Below are 16,476 nucleotides of genomic sequence, written 5' to 3'. Positions count from 1 at the left end.
AGAGGTCCACAGGAAAGCGCCTTGCTTTGGCTCGTCCTCAGACCATCCCGCTCAGCGCCTCGAAAAAGGCAACGATCTCGCGTTCGAGCGGATAATCTTCAGGCACCGGCTGCGACCCCATTTTTGCAATCACCACTTCCGTCTTCGGGTTGACGTAGAGCCATTGGCCGTGGATGCCGATGCCGCAGAAGGCGCCGTTTGCCGCCCCCGTCTGGTACCATTTGTTACGGTAACGGCCCTTTGGGAACAGATGCACCATTGTGCCGCGCTGCCAGGCCTCCGCGCTGCCGCCGGCAACGGTCGTATCGCGCACCCAGCCTTCTGGCACGATGCCGCGGCCATTGGCCGTGCCGCCCTGCCGCATCATCTCGCCGATACGCGCCAGGTCGCGCGGCGTCACCGAAATGCCGCCGGCGGTGCGCGCCGTACCTTCCATGTCGACGCCGATCGAAGCCTCGCTGACTGCACCCAGCGGTAGCCACAGTTTCTCGCGCATCAGGTCCGGGAAGCGCTGGCCGGAAGCTCGTTCGAGCAGCAGGCCGAGCAGATCGGAATTGGGCGAACGGTAGCGGAAGGTTTTGCCGTGCGGTTCTTCGAGCCGCTGCAAGGTCAGAATGAATTCGCGCAAGCTTTCAGTGCCGCCGCCCGGATTCCACAGCGTCGCGCGGCGGTAACGGGCAAAGGCGCTTTCGGGATCGAGATAGGCCTCCTCGAAATCGAGGCTGACGCTCATGTCGAGCACATGCCGGCAGCTTGCATCGGCATAGGCCGAGCCGGCGGCTTCCGGAATGTACTGGGTCACCGGCGCTTCCGGGTCGAACACGCCCTCGCCTTCCAGTATTCCGGCGATGATCGCGGTGACCGATTTGCTGATCGAAAAGATGATGTGACGGGCGCCGAAATCCATATTGGGCGCGAACCAGTCGCCGATGACCTTGCCAGCCTTCATCACCGTCAGCGCGTCGCTGCTCGAACGTGTGAGGAATTCGGCCACCGTTTCCGGGGCGCTGGCGATCGAAACCTTTTCGCCGAGCAGGCCGCTCAGGTCCCGCACCGGCGCTTCGACGCTTCCCGGCGTCGCCGCCACGGGAGCGGTCGGCACCAGTTCGCCAAGGTTCTGGAACGACCAGCGGTTGAAGGGGTTTTCGCGCCACTTGGAGAGCAGCACCTCATTGCGGGCAAAGCCGTAGCGGGTCTCGAACGCAGTCTTGCCAGTCATGAACGTTTCCTCGGAGGGATGATTTGTTGTGGGTCAACCAAGCGCCTTGGCGATGGCGTGCACCGCCTTCAGCGTTGCCACCGAATAGGCGACATTGCTGAAATCCGGATAGCTTGAAAGCTTGACCACGACCATGCCGGTGTCCCAGTCGATATGGATCATCTGCCCGAACACGCCCCGGCACATCAGCGCGCGTGAGCGCGGGTTTTCGATCCAGAACTGGTTGCGGTAGCTGCCCTCCGGCAGGCTCGGATTGAAATCCGGCGCATGCCTGCCGTTGCGCGTCGCCTCGACCCAGTCGGCCGGCACGATGCCGCGGCCATTGTCGAGGATCAACTGGCCGAAGCGGGCGTAGTCTCGCAGCGTCGCGTTGAAGCCGCCATCGGCCAGCGCATAGCCGGCGCTGTCGACCGTGAAGCAGGCGCTCTCGTCGGCGCCGAGCTTTTGCCACAGCTCCTCGGACACCAACTGCGCCAGCCGTTTACCGGTGACCCGCTCCATGATGAAGGCAAGCACGTCGGTCTCGATCGAGCGGTACTCGAACGCGGCGCCATGCGGCCGCACCTTGTCCTTCAGCTGCAGGATCAACTCGAACAGATGCGGCGGCCATTGGAAATCCGGATCGCTGTCCGGCGGCACCGGCTTCCAGCCCGTGGCGACATCAACCTGGCCGATGTCGGAGTAACGGTCGGTGTATTCCTCGGAAAACCGCACGCCGGTGGTCATATCCAGCACATGCTGCACGCTGGCGCCGTCCCAGCCGGTCGCGCCGAGCTCCGGCAGATAGGCGCTCACCGGTTTGGCCGGGTCGATCAAGCCGCGCCCAACCAGAATACCGAACACGGTGCCTGTTACCGACTTCGCCATCGACTGCGACAGATGCAGCGTGCGCTCGGCCATGCCGTTGAAATAGCGCTCATAGGCGACCTTGCCGTCTTTGAGCACCAGGAAGCCGTCCGTGTAGGTCTCGTCGAGCAGGCCAACGAGCGTCGTCGGACGGCCCTTGCTGTCTTCCACCGGCAGCGCGTCGAGATCGGTCTCTGCGCGCTCAAGACGATGGCGATGGCCATTACCGCGCCAGACCTCGATGGTCGGCAGGAATTCGCGGATGTGTTGGAAGGCCCAGCGATTCCATGGCGGCCGGTCCCAGTCGAGCTTCGGCAGCACCATTTGAGGCGGCGAGCCCTGCATGATCGACGGCCGCGGATCGCTGTTGCGATAGGAGTCCATGAAAGCCATTCCGGAAAAGAAAAGACCCGGCGGCGCATGCCGCCGGGTCTGTCAGACTGCGGTTATTTCTGCAGTTCGGTCCAGATCTTGGTGTAGATGTCCTGGATCTCAGGCGCGCACATCTTCTGGAATTCGCCTTGTGCCTTCGCAGCCTCCGGAATGACGACTTCCGGGGCATCCTTCATATCGGCCGGCATGTACTTGTCCGAGCCGGTAATGGCGTTTGCGTAGCGATGGAAGGCCGAGAGGCCGGCCGCGTTTTCCGGATCCATGATGAAGTTCTGGAACAGCTTGGCGTTCTCGACATTTTTGGCTTCCTTGAGAACGACGACGTTATCGCTCCACAGGCCGTAGCCTTCCTTCGGATAATTGTAATGGATGGCCGGATTGGCCAGCCGCTGACGCAGCGCCGAACCGTTCCAGTCGCTGGTCGCCTTGAAGTCGCCGGCGCCCATCTTTTCGATGGTGTTGTATTCCATGGCGATCCAGTTCGGCTTGGCCGCGACAAGCGTGTCGCGCACCTTCTTCAGCACCGTCTTGTCGTCGGTGCACTGCTGGCCGCCGACATATTTGATCGCCGCGAAGATAACGTCATTCATCTCGGGAACGACATTGGTCTTGCCCTTCAGCTCGTCCGGCGTGTTGAAGATGATGCCCCAGCTGTCGGCTGGTCCCTTGTAGGCATCGGTGTTGACGACGACGCCGACGGTGCCCAGCGCCCACGGCACGGAATATTTGCGGCCGGGGTCGAAGTCTGGATTGGCCCATTCCGGCGCCACGTTCTTGAAGTTCTCCATCTTGCCCGGATCGGTCTCCTGCACGAGGCCCTCCTTGATCCAGATCGGCACGTAGGTTTGCGACGGAACGGCGATGTCGAAGCCGGTGCCGCCCTGGCGTACCTTGGCGAGCGCCGTATCGTTGGAATCGTAATCGGTGATCGTCACCTTGACGTTGTATTTGGCTTCGAACTTTTTGATCACATCGGGGCTGGTATAGTTGCCCCAATTGTAAATGTTCAGTTCGCCATCGGCGCGGGCCAGGCTCGTCGTTGCGAGCAGCGCCAACCCGATGGCGGCTGTCGTTGTTTTCCAGTTCATGGTTTTAGCTCCCATTTGTCGGTTCAGTCTCTTTTCCTGCTGACGAAGAAAAACAACGTGACGATCGCGACCGAAAGCAGCAGGAAGGCGGTCGATATCGCGTTGATCTCAGGCGTGATGCCGCGGCGGATCTGGCCGAGCATGTAGGTGGGCAGCGTATCCTGGCCGCCCGATTTGACAAACTCGGTGATGACGACGTCATCGAGCGAGATGACGAAGGCCAGCATCAGTCCGGCCAGTATGCCGGGCCACAAAAGCGGCAGCGTGATGCGGCGGAAGGTCTTCCACGGCGTCGCGTACAGATCGGCAGCCGCGCGCTCCAGCGTCAGGTCCATGTTTTCCAGCCGCGCCCGGATCGGCAGATAGGCAAACGGGATGCAGAACGCCGCGTGCGCGGCGATCAGATAGCCGATGCCGGAATAGCCGGTGAAGATCTTGATGCGCGAGAAGAAGATCAGCAGCGCCACGCCGGTGACGATCTCGGGCACCATCAGCGGCTGGTTGATCGCCGCATATTTGAAGGTGAGGCCCGGATAGGACGCGGTGCGCGTGGTGGCGAGCGCGGCCATGGTGGCAAAGATTGTCGACAGCACCGCAGCGACGGCGCCGATCTGGAACGAGCGTAGCGTCGCGTCGATAACTTGCACGTTCTGCCAAGCCGACTGGAACCAGCGCATCGAAAAGCCGCCCCATTCGGACGTCGAGTTCGCCGCGTTGAAGGCATAGGCGACCAGCACGATGATCGGCAGATAGAGCACGATAAAACAGGTCGCAGCGATCACCGTGAAGCCGGTCTGGTGCTTGATGGAAAAGTTCTTAGCCATGCCGCACCCCCGACTTGCCGGCATTGCGCACATAGGCAAGCAGCGCCACCATGACGATGATCATCACCGTGATCGACAGCGCCGAGCCGAGCGGCCAGTTGCGGCCTTGGCCGAACTGCAATTCGATCAGGTTGGACAGCATCATATTCTTGCCGCCGCCAAGCACGCTCGGCGTCACATAGGCGCCAAGGGCTGGAATGAAGACCAGGATGGAGCCGGCAATGACGCCGGGTTTGACCAGCGGGAAAATGATCTTCCGCAATACCTTGAAACGGGTCGCGTAGAGGTCGTAGCCCGCCTCGACGAGGCGAAAATCAAGCTTCTCCATGCTGGCATAGATCGGCAGCACCATCAGCGGCAGGTAGACATACGCCATGCCGATCAGGATCGCCGTGTCGGTGAAGAGAATCTGGACCGGCGCTGAGACGATACCAAGCTTGATAAGGATGGTGTTGATGATGCCTTCGTTGCGGATGATCTGCAGCACGGCGAAGGTGCGGATCAGAAGGTTGGTCCAGAACGGAATGGTGATCAGGAACAGCCAGAGATCCCTGGTTTTCTCGCTGCGCGTCGCCATGAAATAGGCGGTTGGAAACCCCAATGCCAAAGTGGCGATCGTCGTTATCACCGCCAGCTTGATCGAGCGCCAGAAGATGGTGACATGCGCTGCCGCAAGCGAAAGCGTATCGTCGAAAATGTCGCGTTCCATGAACACCGACAGCCAGGCATCGGGCGAGAACTGCCACTTCACATCTCCATAGGGGCCAGGCGTCAGGAACGAGTAGATCAGCACGATCAGCAAGGGGCCGGTCGCGGCGAGGAAGATCACCAGCAAGGCTGGCGCTGACAGCAGCCACCGGTCGCGCACATCGCGTCGCTGCGCTGCCTTGGCGACTTGTTCCGCGGTCGCCATGATCAGTCCTTCAGCACTTGCGCGGCGTCGTTGCCGATCATGATGCCGATCTGGCCGCCCTGCACGAAGCCGTCACCGGCGCCGCGGCTGTTCTGACGCCGCACGATGAACGGCTCGCCACCGGCAAGGCGCAGATGGAAGTGCGTGTCGGTGCCGAGATAGACGATGTTTTCGACGGTACCGGACAGCGAAGCGCTCGGGCTGGCCGTGCCCAACTGCGCATGCTCTGGACGCACGACGATGGTGACCTTGCCGCTGGGGCTGAAGCCTTCCGGCAGCGAGGCTGGGATTTCCACACCAGACGGCAGCTTCACCGTCGCCCGGCCACCAGTCGCGCTAACCACATCCGCCTTGAGGAAGTTCGACTCGCCGATGAAGTCGGCGACGAAACGCTCGGCCGGCCGGTCGTAGATGTCGCGCGGCGAGCCGACCTGCAGGATTTTGCCCGACGACATCACCGCGATGCGATCCGACATGGTCAGCGCTTCCTCCTGGTCGTGGGTGACGAAGATGAAGGTGATGCCCGTCTCGTGCTGCAGCCGCTTCAATTCGATCTGCATTTCCTTGCGCAGCTTGTAGTCCAGGGCCGAGAGCGGTTCGTCGAGCAGGAGCACCTTGGGCTGCGGCGCCAGCGCCCGGGCGAGCGCCACGCGCTGCTGCTGGCCGCCGGAGATCTGGCTGGTGCGGCGGCCCGCCAGCGCCTCCATCTTCACCAGTTTCAGCATCTCGGCGACGCGCGCCTTGATCTCGGCCTTCGGCTTGCCCAGCATTTCCAGGCCAAAGCCGATATTGTCGGCGACCGTCATATGCGGGAACAGCGCGTAGGATTGGAAGACGGTGTTGACCGGTCGCTTGAAGGGCGGCAACGGCGCGATGTCCTGGCCGTAGAGGAGGATTTCGCCGGCGGTTGGAAAGTCGAAGCCGGCAATCAGCCGCAGCAACGTGGTCTTGCCGCAGCCGGATGGTCCCAGCAGTGTAAAAAACTCATTCTCCCGGATGGATACCGAGACCGTATCGAGGGCAGCGACCTGCCCCTCACCCGATCCGAAAATTTTACTGACGTTTACGACTTCAATTGCATTCCGATCCGGTTTTTCCGGCACGATACGCCTCACTGTTGACCCCACTCTTGCTGGCGGAGTTTTTCCCCTGTTCGATGTGACCACACGGCCGGTAGGTTGGCAAGTCCGGCATTGAATCACAGTTCAGTCGGTCATTTCGTCTTGCAAGCGGCAAGCTGTGCAAGCCGCATGCCATTGTCAGGCCTGGTAAGTGACCTTGCCACCGCAGACCGTCGTCACCGGTCGCAGCTTGTGCAGATCGGCCGGCGCCGTCTTCTCGATATCGGCCGACAAAACCACCAGATCCGCCATGTAGCCGGGTTTCAGAACGCCTTTGCGATGCTCGGCGAATTCGGCATAGGCGCCCTCGACCGTGTAGGCGGCAATCGCTTCCTGCAGCGAGAAACTCTGGTCAGGATCGCCTTCTGCCAATGGTTTGCGCTGCACTGCCGCCTGAATGCTCAGGATCGGGTCGATCGCTGCCACCGGCCAGTCCGAGGCGAACACGACATGGGCGCCGGCGCTTTTCAGGGTGCGCCAGGCATAGCTCAGCGGCCAGCGGGCCGGTCCGATGCGTGACACCGTCGGCTCCAGTGGAAAATCCATGGCGCCGGGCGGATGCGACGGCTGCATCGAGGCGATGACGCCGAGTTCGGCAAAACGCGGCACGTCGGCTGCTGTGGTGACCTCGATGTGCTCAACCCTGTGCCGGCTGTCGCGCTTGCCATTGAGCTTCTGCGCCGCCTCGTAACCGTCGAGCACTGCGCGCACCGCGCCGTCACCGATCGAGTGCACCGCGATCTGCAGCCCGCGTTTGTCGATAGCCACGGCGAGATCGATAAATTGCTGCGGCGTGAACAGCGGCTCGCCGACCCAGTCGGGACGATCCGCATAGGGTTCGACCATAACAGCGGTCCAGGAATCGAGCACGCCGTCATAGAACACCTTGACCATGCCCGATGACAGCCACTCACTGTGGTAGCGCTCGGCCATGACGGACGCCTTCTCGAGCATGTCGAGCGTCATGAAATTCTTGTAGTGGAACGGGATCTTGACGCGGCAGGGCAATCCCTCCTCGGCCTCGATCTCGGAAAGCAGTTCGAGCTGGTAGAGATTGCCGTCCATGTTCTGGATCGAGGTGATGCCGTGGCGCGCGCACCATGCAAGCCCGCGCCGCATGATGTCACGGTCAGCGGCCCGCTCGGCGGCCGACGGCATTGGGTCGGGCTCACCGCCGGTCGACAGCCCCAGCCGCACCCGGCTTTCGCCGGCAAGGTCGAGCACCGGACCGAAGGCCTCGCCCTCGCGCAATTCGCCCGCGGCCAGGCCGTCGCCACCCATCACGATCTCGTTGCCCGGACCGAGCGTGCGTCCCTTCAGGATGCCGGCTATCTCCAACGCCTTGGTGTTGGCCCACATCGTATGGTGGTCGGGCGCTGCCATGCAGAAGGGGCGGTCGGGCAGGATGGCGTCGAGATGATGGCGTGTCACCCGCTCGTCGCCGAGCACGGTGTAGTCGACGCCCTGGCCCACAAGCATTTTCGCCTCGGGCCGCGTCGTTGCGTAGTCGCGGATGGCGCTTTGAAGCGCCTCGAAGCCATGGATACCGCCGAGTTGAAGATGCGCGAGCTCGGCCCCTCCCGAGAACAGATGCATGTGGGCTTCGATGAAACCGGGCAGGACCGAACCGCCCTTGGCGTCGATCACCTCTGTGGTCGTTCCCTTGAGTTTTTCGATGGCGGCGTGGTTGCCTATGGCGATGATGGCGCCGTCCTTGACGGCAATCGCCTCGGCGGCGGGATTGTCATCGTCCATGGTCCGCACGCGACCATTGATGACGATCAGATCAGCATTTTGACCCGCACCCGTGACAGACATCGCGACTCCGCGCTTTTGACGACTGGCTGAGACCGACAACCCTCTTGTCCGACAAGCTGCCACTCCGCTGGAGCGGCGTTATCGGACGAAAACTGATGCCAGTGCGCTGTTTCGAAATTCCCCTTGTGATCTCTCAAAACAGCGTGGATAAAAGAATGCGACTAATTATTCGCGTTTGTCAACGTGCCGAATTTCGAATGTATTGTGGACGACACACCACGCCAATGTTGAGACCGGGACCTGTGTTGAAACCGGCAGGGAACGAAGGCATCAATCCGTGAAGCGCAGTCTCAGCCGCGAAACCAGGATGGCGCTCGAACCGCGCAAGCAGCCGCGGCAGGAACGGTCGAGCAAGGTCGTCGACAGGATACTCGACGCTGCGCTGACCCTGACGCGGGAGCAAGGAACCAAGACGCCGACGACGCTCGCCATTGCCCGGCGCGCGGGCCTGTCGGTCGGTTCGGTCTACCAGTACTTTCCCAACAAGGAAGCCATTCTCCTCGACCTCGCCCGGCGCTGGCTGTCGTCGTTTCCCGAGGTGATCGCCAGGCGCATCGAGGTCACCCCACCCACCAACCGCGACGAGTTTCGGCAGGAGGTGCGCAAGCTGTTCATCGATACCTCCAGAATATATCTCGAAAACGCCACCCTGATGCCGGTGATCGAGGCGATATCCGGCAATGCCGACCTCAGGCCGATCCAGGACGAATATGACGAGCAGATCATCGCGCTTTACGCCGCGTGGCTGCAGCATGTGAACCCGGCCCTTGAAGACAAGATCGCCAGCCGGCTCGGCGTGCTGATGATGGATGTCGGGCACGCCTGCCGGCTTGTGGGGTTGAAGCGGGATCGCAAGACATACGACCTCATCGAGGACGATGTGGAAAGAATGTGGCTCGCTTTGGTCACCCCCTATCTCAACCTTGACTGATTTCGCTATTTCGAGAGGAAATTCATGAAGACTGTCTATTCGCCGCTTCATGCCGGCCATGCCGGCCAGATGGAACTGGTCACGTCGGCAATCGTGCCGGGTTTCGAAAAGCCATCGCGGGCCGAGTTCATCAAGGCGCGGGTCGAGAGCGAGAAGCTGGGGCCGATCATCGGACCGGTCGAGCACGATCTCACAGCCGCCAAGCGCATCCACAAGGCCGACTATATCGACTTCCTGCCAACCGTCTGGCCAGCGTGGAAGGCCGCCGGCCTCGATGGCACGGCGATGCCCTTCACCTGGCCGACGCGCGGCCTGCGCGGCGACGTGCCACCCAAGCGCGTCGACGCCTTGCTCGGCTATTACTCCTTCGACGCCGGCGCCACCTTCGTCGAAGGCACATGGACCGCCATCAAATCGTCCTATGACGTGGCGCTGACGGCGGCGGCCTTGGTCAAGGGTGGCGAGCGGTCGGCCTTCGCGCTTTGCCGCCCGCCCGGCCATCACGCCGGTGCCGGGTTCATGGGCGGCTACTGCTACATCAACAATGCTGCGGTCGCCGCGCAATGGTTCCTCGATCAGGGCGCAAAACGCGTCTCGATCCTCGACGTCGACTATCACCACGGCAATGGCACGCAGGAGATCTTCTATGAACGGGCCGACGTGCAGGTTCTCAACCTGCATGGCGATCCCATGGTGGAGTATCCGTTCTTCCTCGGCCATGCCGATGAACGCGGCGCCGGCGCCGGCGAAGGTTTCAACGTCAATTATCCCATGCCCTTCGGCACCAATTGGGACGCCTGGAACGCCTCGCTGGAGGATGCTTGCGCCAAGCTCGCCGCCTACGCCCCCGATATCGTCATCGTCTCGCTCGGCGTCGACACCTTCGAGAAGGATCCGATCAGCCAGTTCAAGCTGAAAAGCCCGGACTATCCGAAGATCGGCCGGCGCATCGCAAAGCTCGGCCTGCCGACGCTGTTCGTGATGGAAGGTGGCTATGCCGTCGAGGAGATCGGCATCAACGCCGTCGGCGTGCTGACCGGCTTCGAGGACAAATAGGAAAGCGATTCCAGGATAAGTGTGAGGCGGTTTTCCGGCCGGAATTGTGCCAAAGAGATATGGGGCGGCTCCGGCCGCCCCGACCATCTAGGCGGCCGCAGCCGGGTTGGGTGCAACCACCGGAACGGCTGGCCATCGCGACCGGCCGATGCGGTAGACAATCACCGCCGCAATCACGCCTGTCGCCAGGATGGCCACCGCCAGCAACGGCCGGTACCAGAACAAGGCAATCGCAATCGTCACCGTGCCGACCAGGATCGCCAGAACGAAGGCGATGATGCCGGTGCCCATCCGCGCCATGCTGCCGAGGAAGGGTATGACGTCGAGGATCACCCCGATCGGGCTGAGGAACAGCGCAAAGCCGATGGTCAGCAACAGCAAGCCGGCGCCGCGCAGCAGCCAGGTGATCAGCGTGTTGGCGCTGACGGCGTCGGCGAACATCTTTTCGGCCGGGACGTTGCCGGTGTCGACCATCAGCAGCGCATCGCCGGCTTGCGTCTGGTAGGGCTCGAAGCGGCTGCCGGCCTGGCGCGCGATGATACTAACCACGCCCAGCGGCGCCAGTTCGTAGCCGATGCGATAGTCACCCAAAGCGGGCGTCGTGTTGTCATTGCCGAGAAAAATCTTGCCATCGACGATGCTGAGCGGTTTCGTTCCGGTATAGGCAGCCTTTATCGCCGCCGACTGGTCGGCTGAGAGCGAATAGTCCTTGTCACCCTCGATACGGTCCAGCACCGGCGTATCGAGATCGAAGGCGACAAGCTTGCCCTCGGGAATCTGGAAGGTCCGGCCGTGGATTTCCATCGGCGGATTCTGGTGGCCGTCCGGCTTCTTGAAATCGGAGGAGTCGATCTGGCTGTCGTCCCACACCTTGGAATAGCTGTAGGTGGTCACCGTCTCTTCGCCACCGCCGAGCTTCTTGGTCGTCTCCGACTTGGACTCTTCCTTCCACTGATACATCTCGACACTGCGCGACAGCCGCAGCCCTTGCGTGGCGATGCCGAAATCCGGATCCGCCAGGCCGCTGTCCGCCGTCACCAGTCCGCTGACATGAACCAGCTTGCCGTCATTGGCGGTATCGACGCTGTCGGCGCCGACCGAAACCACCGCTCCAGAACCTTCGGCCAGCGAGCGCGCAGTCTGCACGGCGCGGCCTTCGTTCCAGAACAGCCCGATCACCATCAGCACGATCAGGATAAGGCCGAAGATGACCCCGCCGACCGCGCGCTTGATCCGCCCGAACCATGAGACGGACGTTACTTCCCGAAATGAATCGCTCATCGTTTCCCCCGAAACAAAGTTATCCCAAAATTACAACGCGGCCGGCGGCTGCGCGTTTAGCCCGTCAATCGGCGTGGATCTGCGCGCCGCAATCCCTGTCGCCGGCGCAGGCGTGCACCGCGCGCGTCGTGCCGCCATCGCCAACCCGCCACGGCGAGGCAGACAGCGGCGCCCGGCGATTGCCCCCGAGAAGATCGAGCGCCCGCATCGCCGTGTCTTCACCAGCCTCGTCACGCTTGACGATCTCGACGTCCTTGAGGCCGATCGCGGCAAGCTGCGGCATCACCACATCGGGGTCGCCCGCTACCACGATCAGCGACGGATCGAGCGACGCCAGGGCCAGCGCCTGTTTCTGAACCGCATCGAGCGTCAGCTTTGTGCGCGCCGCCATGCGGGTTTGCTGGTCCTCCAGCGTCGATCCGCTGCCAACCGCGCCAATCAGCGAGGAGAACAGACCAGCCGACGTCTCGGCCGATCCAGCCAGCGCCCGGCGATAGACGGTCACCGTGCGGTCGACTTCGTCCTGCGCCACCGGCAAGGTGGTCAGGCCGGCAAATCCTTTCAGGATTTCGGTAATCGCCGGCCCGGTGTTGGCGCGCTCGACGGTGGTTGCCACGACCAATCCCGAGCCGGCCTTCATCGGGCTCATCAGATAGCTCGACACGCCATAGGAGTAGCCCTTCTCCTCGCGGATCACCGAATTCAGCCGGCTGGAGAAATCGGCGCCAAGCAGGTTGGAGACCGCGGTCGATTCAGCGCGCTCGCTCTCGTCGGTGCCGGGCGCCGGCCGCGCCACGAACAGCGCCGACTGGCTGGCGCCGGGTTCGGGCACCAGCAGCACTTTCTGTCCCCCGTTGAAATGCGCCGCCGGCGACGGCTCGACGGCATAGCCGGCGGTGTCGCTTGTCCACGCGCCGAATGCTTTTTCAAGGCTGGCGGCGACGGTCGCGACCGGCATCGGGCCGACGCTGTAGAAGGTCACCGCCTTCGGCGTGAACTCCGCCTTGAATGCGTCCCTCGCCTCGTCGAGCGAGATCGAGGCCAGCGCCTTTGCCGACCAGTCCACCGCTGCCTTGCCCGGCACCTGCGGGATCAGCGTCGCCTTTGCCATGCGGCCGGCAACGCCGGGCAGATCCGCCTCGCGGCCGTTTAGCCAGTCGACCGTCTGCGCCATCAGCACCGTCCATTCGGTCTTGTCGAAACGAGGCATCAGCACCGCGTCGGCGAGCAGGCCAATACCCTGGTCGAGCTTTTCCGGCGGCACGCCAAGCGTCATCATCGTGGTCAGCGTTCCGGCCTGGTGGCCGACGCCGGCGCCGATGTCGCTGGCCGCCTTGGCGAAATCAGCCGAGCCGCGATCGGCGGCCCCGCGTGTCGCCATGCTTGCTGCAAGCTCCAGCAATCCCTCCTTGCCTTCCGGCACGCTGTTCCAGCCGCCGGCGGCACTGGCCGCGACATACACCATCGGCGCTTCCGGCATTGTGTAGTGGACGAGTTTGATGCCATTCGAGAGCGTCGCCGTTTCCATGGCGGGCAGTGTTGCCGAAGGCGCTTGCCCGGCCTCATGCTTCGGAATGTCGATCGCCGCTCGCTCCGGCGCGGTGAACGGCTGCGGTGTGCCGGACGACCCGATCAGTGCATCGGGATAGCCGCCGCGCGGGCCGGGCTTCAGCACCAGTATGCTGGCGTCTTCCGGTTTCAACAGCCGCTTCATCGTTGCCTCGACGCCCGCCACGCTGGCGTCCTTCACCCGCGGGTCGTCGACCAGCGCGCTCTGCGCATCGCCGAGCACGTCGGCATTGTAGGAGACGACGCCGGCGCGATCCTTCAGTGCTTCGCTGCCGAGCCGCGCTGCATGCAAGATGCCGGTGCGCGCACGCTCGACATCGACCGGATCGAGCGGGGTCTTCAGGAAATCCGCAAACGTCGTTTTCATCGCGTTTTCCAGCGCTTCCGGCGCCACACCTTCGGCGGCACCCGCCTCGAAGGTAAAGCGGCCACCGAGCAGACCGCCGGTCCAGCTCGCGCTGGCATAGGTGGCAATGCCCAACTGCGAAACCAGCCGGTTGCGCAAAAACCCATATTCGCCGTTGCCGAGCAGTTCGGCGGCAATGCTGAGCGCACCATTGTCGGGCGACTGCGCCACCGGGCCACTGAAGCCGACCACGACGATGGGGCTTGGCACACGATCCTCGAGCACCAGCTTGAGCCGGGCCTGCGTCGGTGCCGGCACGGCGGGCCGCACCACATCGGCGCCGCGCGCCACGCGGCCGAACGTGTCGGCAATCAGCGCCTTGGTGTCGTCGATCTCCAAGTCGCCGACCAGCACCAGCACCGCATTGTTGGGCAGATAGTAGCTGTTGAAGAAACCCCTGACATCGTCGAGCGTCGCCGCATCGAGATCGGCGACCGAGCCGATGACCATGCGGCTATAGGGATGCGGCTTCGGGAACAGCCCGGACCAGAAAGCTTCCCAGCCGGATGCGCCGGCCTTGTCGAGCACGTTCTGGCGCATCTCGTTCTTGACCACCGAGCGCTGCAGATCGAGCTTGGCCTGAGTCACCGAGCGGCCGAGATTGGCCATGCGGTCTGCCTCAAGCGACAAGATCATCGGCAGTGACGACGACAGCCCGTCGACATAATAAACCGTGCCGTCCTCGGTGGTCCAGGCATTGATCTCGTTGCCGAGCGCGGCGTGCGCGCCGAACACGTTCGGCCAGGCCGGCGTGCCGGAAAACATCAGATGTTCGAACAGATGCGCAAAGCCCGAGCGTCCCGCGGGTTCATTCATCGACCCGACGCGGTAGCGCAGGTTCATCACCACCTTCGGCACGCGATGGTCGGGCACCAGCACCACCTGCAGCCCGTTGTCGAGCGCATAGGTAACGGTCGGCTCAGCCTTGGCGGGCGCTGCCATGCCGGCAAGAACCGCAAGCACCACCGTGAACGCCAGGAAAACCTGCTTCATCATGACCCCCGATGCTGATGGCCGCGAGCAAGCGCCGCCAAATCCGCCGTATGACCGAAGGGATGCCCACCCCTGCCGGCTGCCGAGACCGTATCGGAATCGATCGGCCCTCGATACGGCAGTATCGCAACACCCTCTGGCTTTTTCGTGTCGGCGTTTCAGGCCTTTTGCGGCGGAAAAGGCCGCGGAAGCCGCCCCTGAGTCGCTTGAGTCCAATAATATTGATTTTGTCAAATCGCGTTTGATGTCGGATTCATCTGCGGGTAGATTAGACCCGAATCAGCCGGTCCTTGGGGGGCGCGGCGACCACCCAAAGTCTTAAGTTCCGGCCAATGACCGGCACCAGACGCGGACGGCTTCGCGTTCCCTGAATGGATTCGGCGATCAGCGCGACCGCCGCGCCGTGTGAGTGCTTCGTAAACGTGATGCGTCTTCAAGTTCGGCCGCTGCTAACCCCAGCGTCCGGGCTCAAGAAAAGACTCCGGCCATGACATACAACCAAAGCATCCAATGAGCAGTTCCGCCGCGCTTCTCCAATCCGATACGTTAGGCTCGCGCCTTGAATCGCGCGGCGATCTCACCTCCTTTTTCATGCAGCTTGCCGCCGAGATCGGCGCCGACAGCTACATGCTCGTCGCCATCGTCCACGACCAGGATCGCAACGACGCCCGCATCGTCTCATCCAACTGGATCTTCGACGCCATTGAACTGATCGGCAAGCGGCTGATCGCCGGCCTTGCCCAGGGACCGCTGACCGTTGCACCTGGCATCCGCCCGAGGCCACTGGTCGCCGCCGCGGCGCCCGACGCCGGCGGACTGCTCACCGGCGAAGAGGCGCGCCTGCTCGACGTGCTTGGCCATGCCGAAGTCTATTCACTGCGGCTCAATGTCGGCCGCCAGCGGCTGTTTGCGCTTTTCTCGGCGGCCGAGGCCGGCAGTATCGACCAGCCGGCGCTGATGAAGGCTCAGTTGAAGTGCTGTTACGCGCTGTCCGCCATCCCGCAATTGATCGCCGCCGTCGCCATGCAGGACCCGCTGTCCGACCGCGAGCGCGAATGCCTGTTCTGGGTGTCTGAAGGCAAAACCACCGATGAGGTCGCAGTGATCCTCGGGGTCTCGTCCAACACCGTCAACAGCTACATCACCCACGCCATCCAGAAATTCGCGGCGTCGAACCGCGCGATGGCCATCGCCACGGCGATCAGGAGCGGCATCATTTGAAACATGCTGACATCAAGGCGGCGGCCGAAGCCCTTTTCAACGAGCAGCGCAATCCGTTCGGCGCCTTCTCCATCGGTTCCGAGACGCACCATGCCGTTACCATCCCGGACGCGGTGCGCCGCTGCCGCTGGATCGCCGTCGACATCAACGCGTCGGCGTTTGGCCTCTACTTCGTCAGCCCCTCGCCGGAACGGGCGCGCCTGGTGCCGAGCTTCGATTCCGACTATCCCGCCACCGCGGTGACAACCAAGTTCATTGCCGGCGCCAACGGTGAGGAGATGGTTCGCCACAGCGGCGCCTCGACAGCGCCGCGCTGGTGGGCCGATGACGGCATCGCCGGCTCGGACGCCGTCTTCAAGAACCTCGCCTGGGCGGAGCGGACGGAGCCGCTGGCGCCGGGCACCAACGGCATTGGCTTTCCCGTCCATGCCGATCGCGGCCATTGCGGGCTGGTGGTGTTCCTCGGCTCGACGATCGCTTTGCCGGAGGACACGCTCTACGAAATCCACGCCCGCTGTTTTTCGCTGTTCGCCGCCGTCGCCCGCATTCGTCCGAACGATGCCGGCCGGATGCGGTCGATCTCCAAGCGTGAACTGGAGTGCCTGAAGCTGACCGCCAACGGCAACACCAGCGAAGAGATCGCCAGGCTGTTGAAGCTGTCGGTCCACACCGCCAACCAGTATCTCACCCAGTCGACGCAGAAGCTCAACGCGGTCAACCGCAACCAGGCGGTGGCCAAGGCGCTGCGGCTGGGGCTGATCGAGTGATCGCGTCTGGCAGTTGGAGTAAGACAAAAG

General features: G+C 62.9%; 13 protein-coding genes. 4 read left to right on the top strand and 9 right to left on the bottom strand.

Annotated features, from left to right (window positions below):
• Positions 1-37 precede the first annotated feature (37 nt).
• The 7 genes from NKI31_RS04600 to NKI31_RS04570 all read right to left on the bottom strand — a co-directional run bounded on the left by NKI31_RS04600 (position 38) and on the right by NKI31_RS04570 (position 8,222).
• A complete protein-coding gene (locus tag NKI31_RS04600) occupies positions 38-1,219 on the bottom strand; it encodes a serine hydrolase domain-containing protein (protein WP_352650604.1) in 1,182 nt (393 codons plus the stop codon).
• Positions 1,220-1,252: 33 nt separating this feature from the next.
• Positions 1,253-2,449, bottom strand: a complete 1,197-nt coding sequence (locus NKI31_RS04595; RefSeq protein ID WP_352650603.1) for a serine hydrolase domain-containing protein — start codon at positions 2,447-2,449, stop codon at positions 1,253-1,255.
• A 62-nt stretch (positions 2,450-2,511) separates the two neighbouring features.
• Positions 2,512-3,546 carry an ABC transporter substrate-binding protein gene (locus tag NKI31_RS04590; protein ID WP_023671767.1) on the bottom strand — a complete coding sequence of 345 codons (1,035 nt, stop codon included), beginning with the start codon at positions 3,544-3,546 and terminating at the stop codon, positions 2,512-2,514.
• Between the two features lie 23 nt (positions 3,547-3,569).
• Positions 3,570-4,370: an ABC transporter permease gene (locus NKI31_RS04585; protein WP_023828189.1), complete on the bottom strand. Its 801-nt coding sequence runs from the start codon at positions 4,368-4,370 to the stop codon at positions 3,570-3,572.
• Positions 4,363-5,283: an ABC transporter permease gene (locus NKI31_RS04580; protein ID WP_023828190.1), complete on the bottom strand. Its 921-nt coding sequence runs from the start codon at positions 5,281-5,283 to the stop codon at positions 4,363-4,365. Before NKI31_RS04580 ends, NKI31_RS04585 begins: the two co-directional genes overlap by 8 nt.
• Before the next feature lie 2 nt (positions 5,284-5,285).
• Entirely contained in the window at positions 5,286-6,386 is a 1,101-nt protein-coding gene (locus tag NKI31_RS04575) for an ABC transporter ATP-binding protein (RefSeq protein ID WP_023691713.1), read from the bottom strand.
• Positions 6,387-6,542: 156 nt separating this feature from the next.
• Entirely contained in the window at positions 6,543-8,222 is a 1,680-nt protein-coding gene (locus NKI31_RS04570; RefSeq protein ID WP_352650602.1) for an amidohydrolase, read from the bottom strand.
• A 277-nt stretch (positions 8,223-8,499) separates the two neighbouring features.
• Between NKI31_RS04570 and NKI31_RS04565 the strand changes: the two genes are divergently transcribed.
• Both NKI31_RS04565 and NKI31_RS04560 read left to right on the top strand, forming a co-directional pair.
• Complete coding sequence (locus NKI31_RS04565; RefSeq protein ID WP_023714009.1) at positions 8,500-9,153, top strand: TetR/AcrR family transcriptional regulator; 654 nt, start codon at positions 8,500-8,502, stop codon at positions 9,151-9,153.
• 24 nt (positions 9,154-9,177) lie between these two features.
• Positions 9,178-10,209 carry a histone deacetylase family protein gene (locus NKI31_RS04560; RefSeq protein WP_352650601.1) on the top strand — a complete coding sequence of 344 codons (1,032 nt, stop codon included), beginning with the start codon at positions 9,178-9,180 and terminating at the stop codon, positions 10,207-10,209.
• A gap of 87 nt (positions 10,210-10,296) precedes the next feature.
• Here the strand turns inward: NKI31_RS04560 and NKI31_RS04555 are convergent, their stop codons facing one another.
• A complete protein-coding gene (locus NKI31_RS04555; RefSeq protein ID WP_352650600.1) occupies positions 10,297-11,490 on the bottom strand; it encodes a TMEM43 family protein in 1,194 nt (397 codons plus the stop codon).
• Between the two features lie 64 nt (positions 11,491-11,554).
• The gene (locus NKI31_RS04550) at positions 11,555-14,461 is read right to left on the bottom strand and encodes a M16 family metallopeptidase (RefSeq protein ID WP_352650599.1); all 2,907 of its coding nucleotides are present in this window, start codon (positions 14,459-14,461) and stop codon (positions 11,555-11,557) included.
• A gap of 507 nt (positions 14,462-14,968) precedes the next feature.
• Between NKI31_RS04550 and NKI31_RS04545 the strand changes: the two genes are divergently transcribed.
• Both NKI31_RS04545 and NKI31_RS04540 read left to right on the top strand, forming a co-directional pair.
• Positions 14,969-15,679, top strand: coding sequence for a helix-turn-helix transcriptional regulator (locus NKI31_RS04545; RefSeq protein WP_023683473.1), 711 nt, complete (start codon positions 14,969-14,971; stop codon positions 15,677-15,679).
• Positions 15,676-16,446, top strand: a complete 771-nt coding sequence (locus NKI31_RS04540) for a helix-turn-helix transcriptional regulator (protein ID WP_023683474.1) — start codon at positions 15,676-15,678, stop codon at positions 16,444-16,446. Before NKI31_RS04545 ends, NKI31_RS04540 begins: the two co-directional genes overlap by 4 nt.
• Positions 16,447-16,476: the final 30 nt, after the last annotated feature.

The organism is Mesorhizobium sp. M0659, assembly GCF_040320605.1.
Taxonomy (GTDB): Bacteria; Pseudomonadota; Alphaproteobacteria; order Rhizobiales; family Rhizobiaceae; genus Mesorhizobium.
The sequence above is the reverse complement of the archived record's forward strand: the minus strand, read 5'-3'. Positions and strand labels throughout refer to the sequence as shown.

What these genes read in the sequence shown, in the direction of transcription:
- NKI31_RS04595 (WP_352650603.1), bottom strand. Translation starts at nt 2,449, where the DNA reads ATGGACTCCTATCGCAACAGCGATCCGCGGCCGTCGATCATGCAGGGC.
- NKI31_RS04570 (WP_352650602.1), bottom strand. Translation starts at nt 8,222, where the DNA reads ATGTCTGTCACGGGTGCGGGTCAAAATGCTGATCTGATCGTCATCAAT.
- NKI31_RS04545 (WP_023683473.1), top strand. Translation starts at nt 14,969, where the DNA reads ATGAGCAGTTCCGCCGCGCTTCTCCAATCCGATACGTTAGGCTCGCGC.
- NKI31_RS04580 (WP_023828190.1), bottom strand. Translation starts at nt 5,283, where the DNA reads ATGGCGACCGCGGAACAAGTCGCCAAGGCAGCGCAGCGACGCGATGTG.
- NKI31_RS04560 (WP_352650601.1), top strand. Translation starts at nt 9,178, where the DNA reads ATGAAGACTGTCTATTCGCCGCTTCATGCCGGCCATGCCGGCCAGATG.
- NKI31_RS04600 (WP_352650604.1), bottom strand. Translation starts at nt 1,219, where the DNA reads ATGACTGGCAAGACTGCGTTCGAGACCCGCTACGGCTTTGCCCGCAAT.
- NKI31_RS04590 (WP_023671767.1), bottom strand. Translation starts at nt 3,546, where the DNA reads ATGAACTGGAAAACAACGACAGCCGCCATCGGGTTGGCGCTGCTCGCA.
- NKI31_RS04550 (WP_352650599.1), bottom strand. Translation starts at nt 14,461, where the DNA reads ATGATGAAGCAGGTTTTCCTGGCGTTCACGGTGGTGCTTGCGGTTCTT.
- NKI31_RS04555 (WP_352650600.1), bottom strand. Translation starts at nt 11,490, where the DNA reads ATGAGCGATTCATTTCGGGAAGTAACGTCCGTCTCATGGTTCGGGCGG.
- NKI31_RS04585 (WP_023828189.1), bottom strand. Translation starts at nt 4,370, where the DNA reads ATGGCTAAGAACTTTTCCATCAAGCACCAGACCGGCTTCACGGTGATC.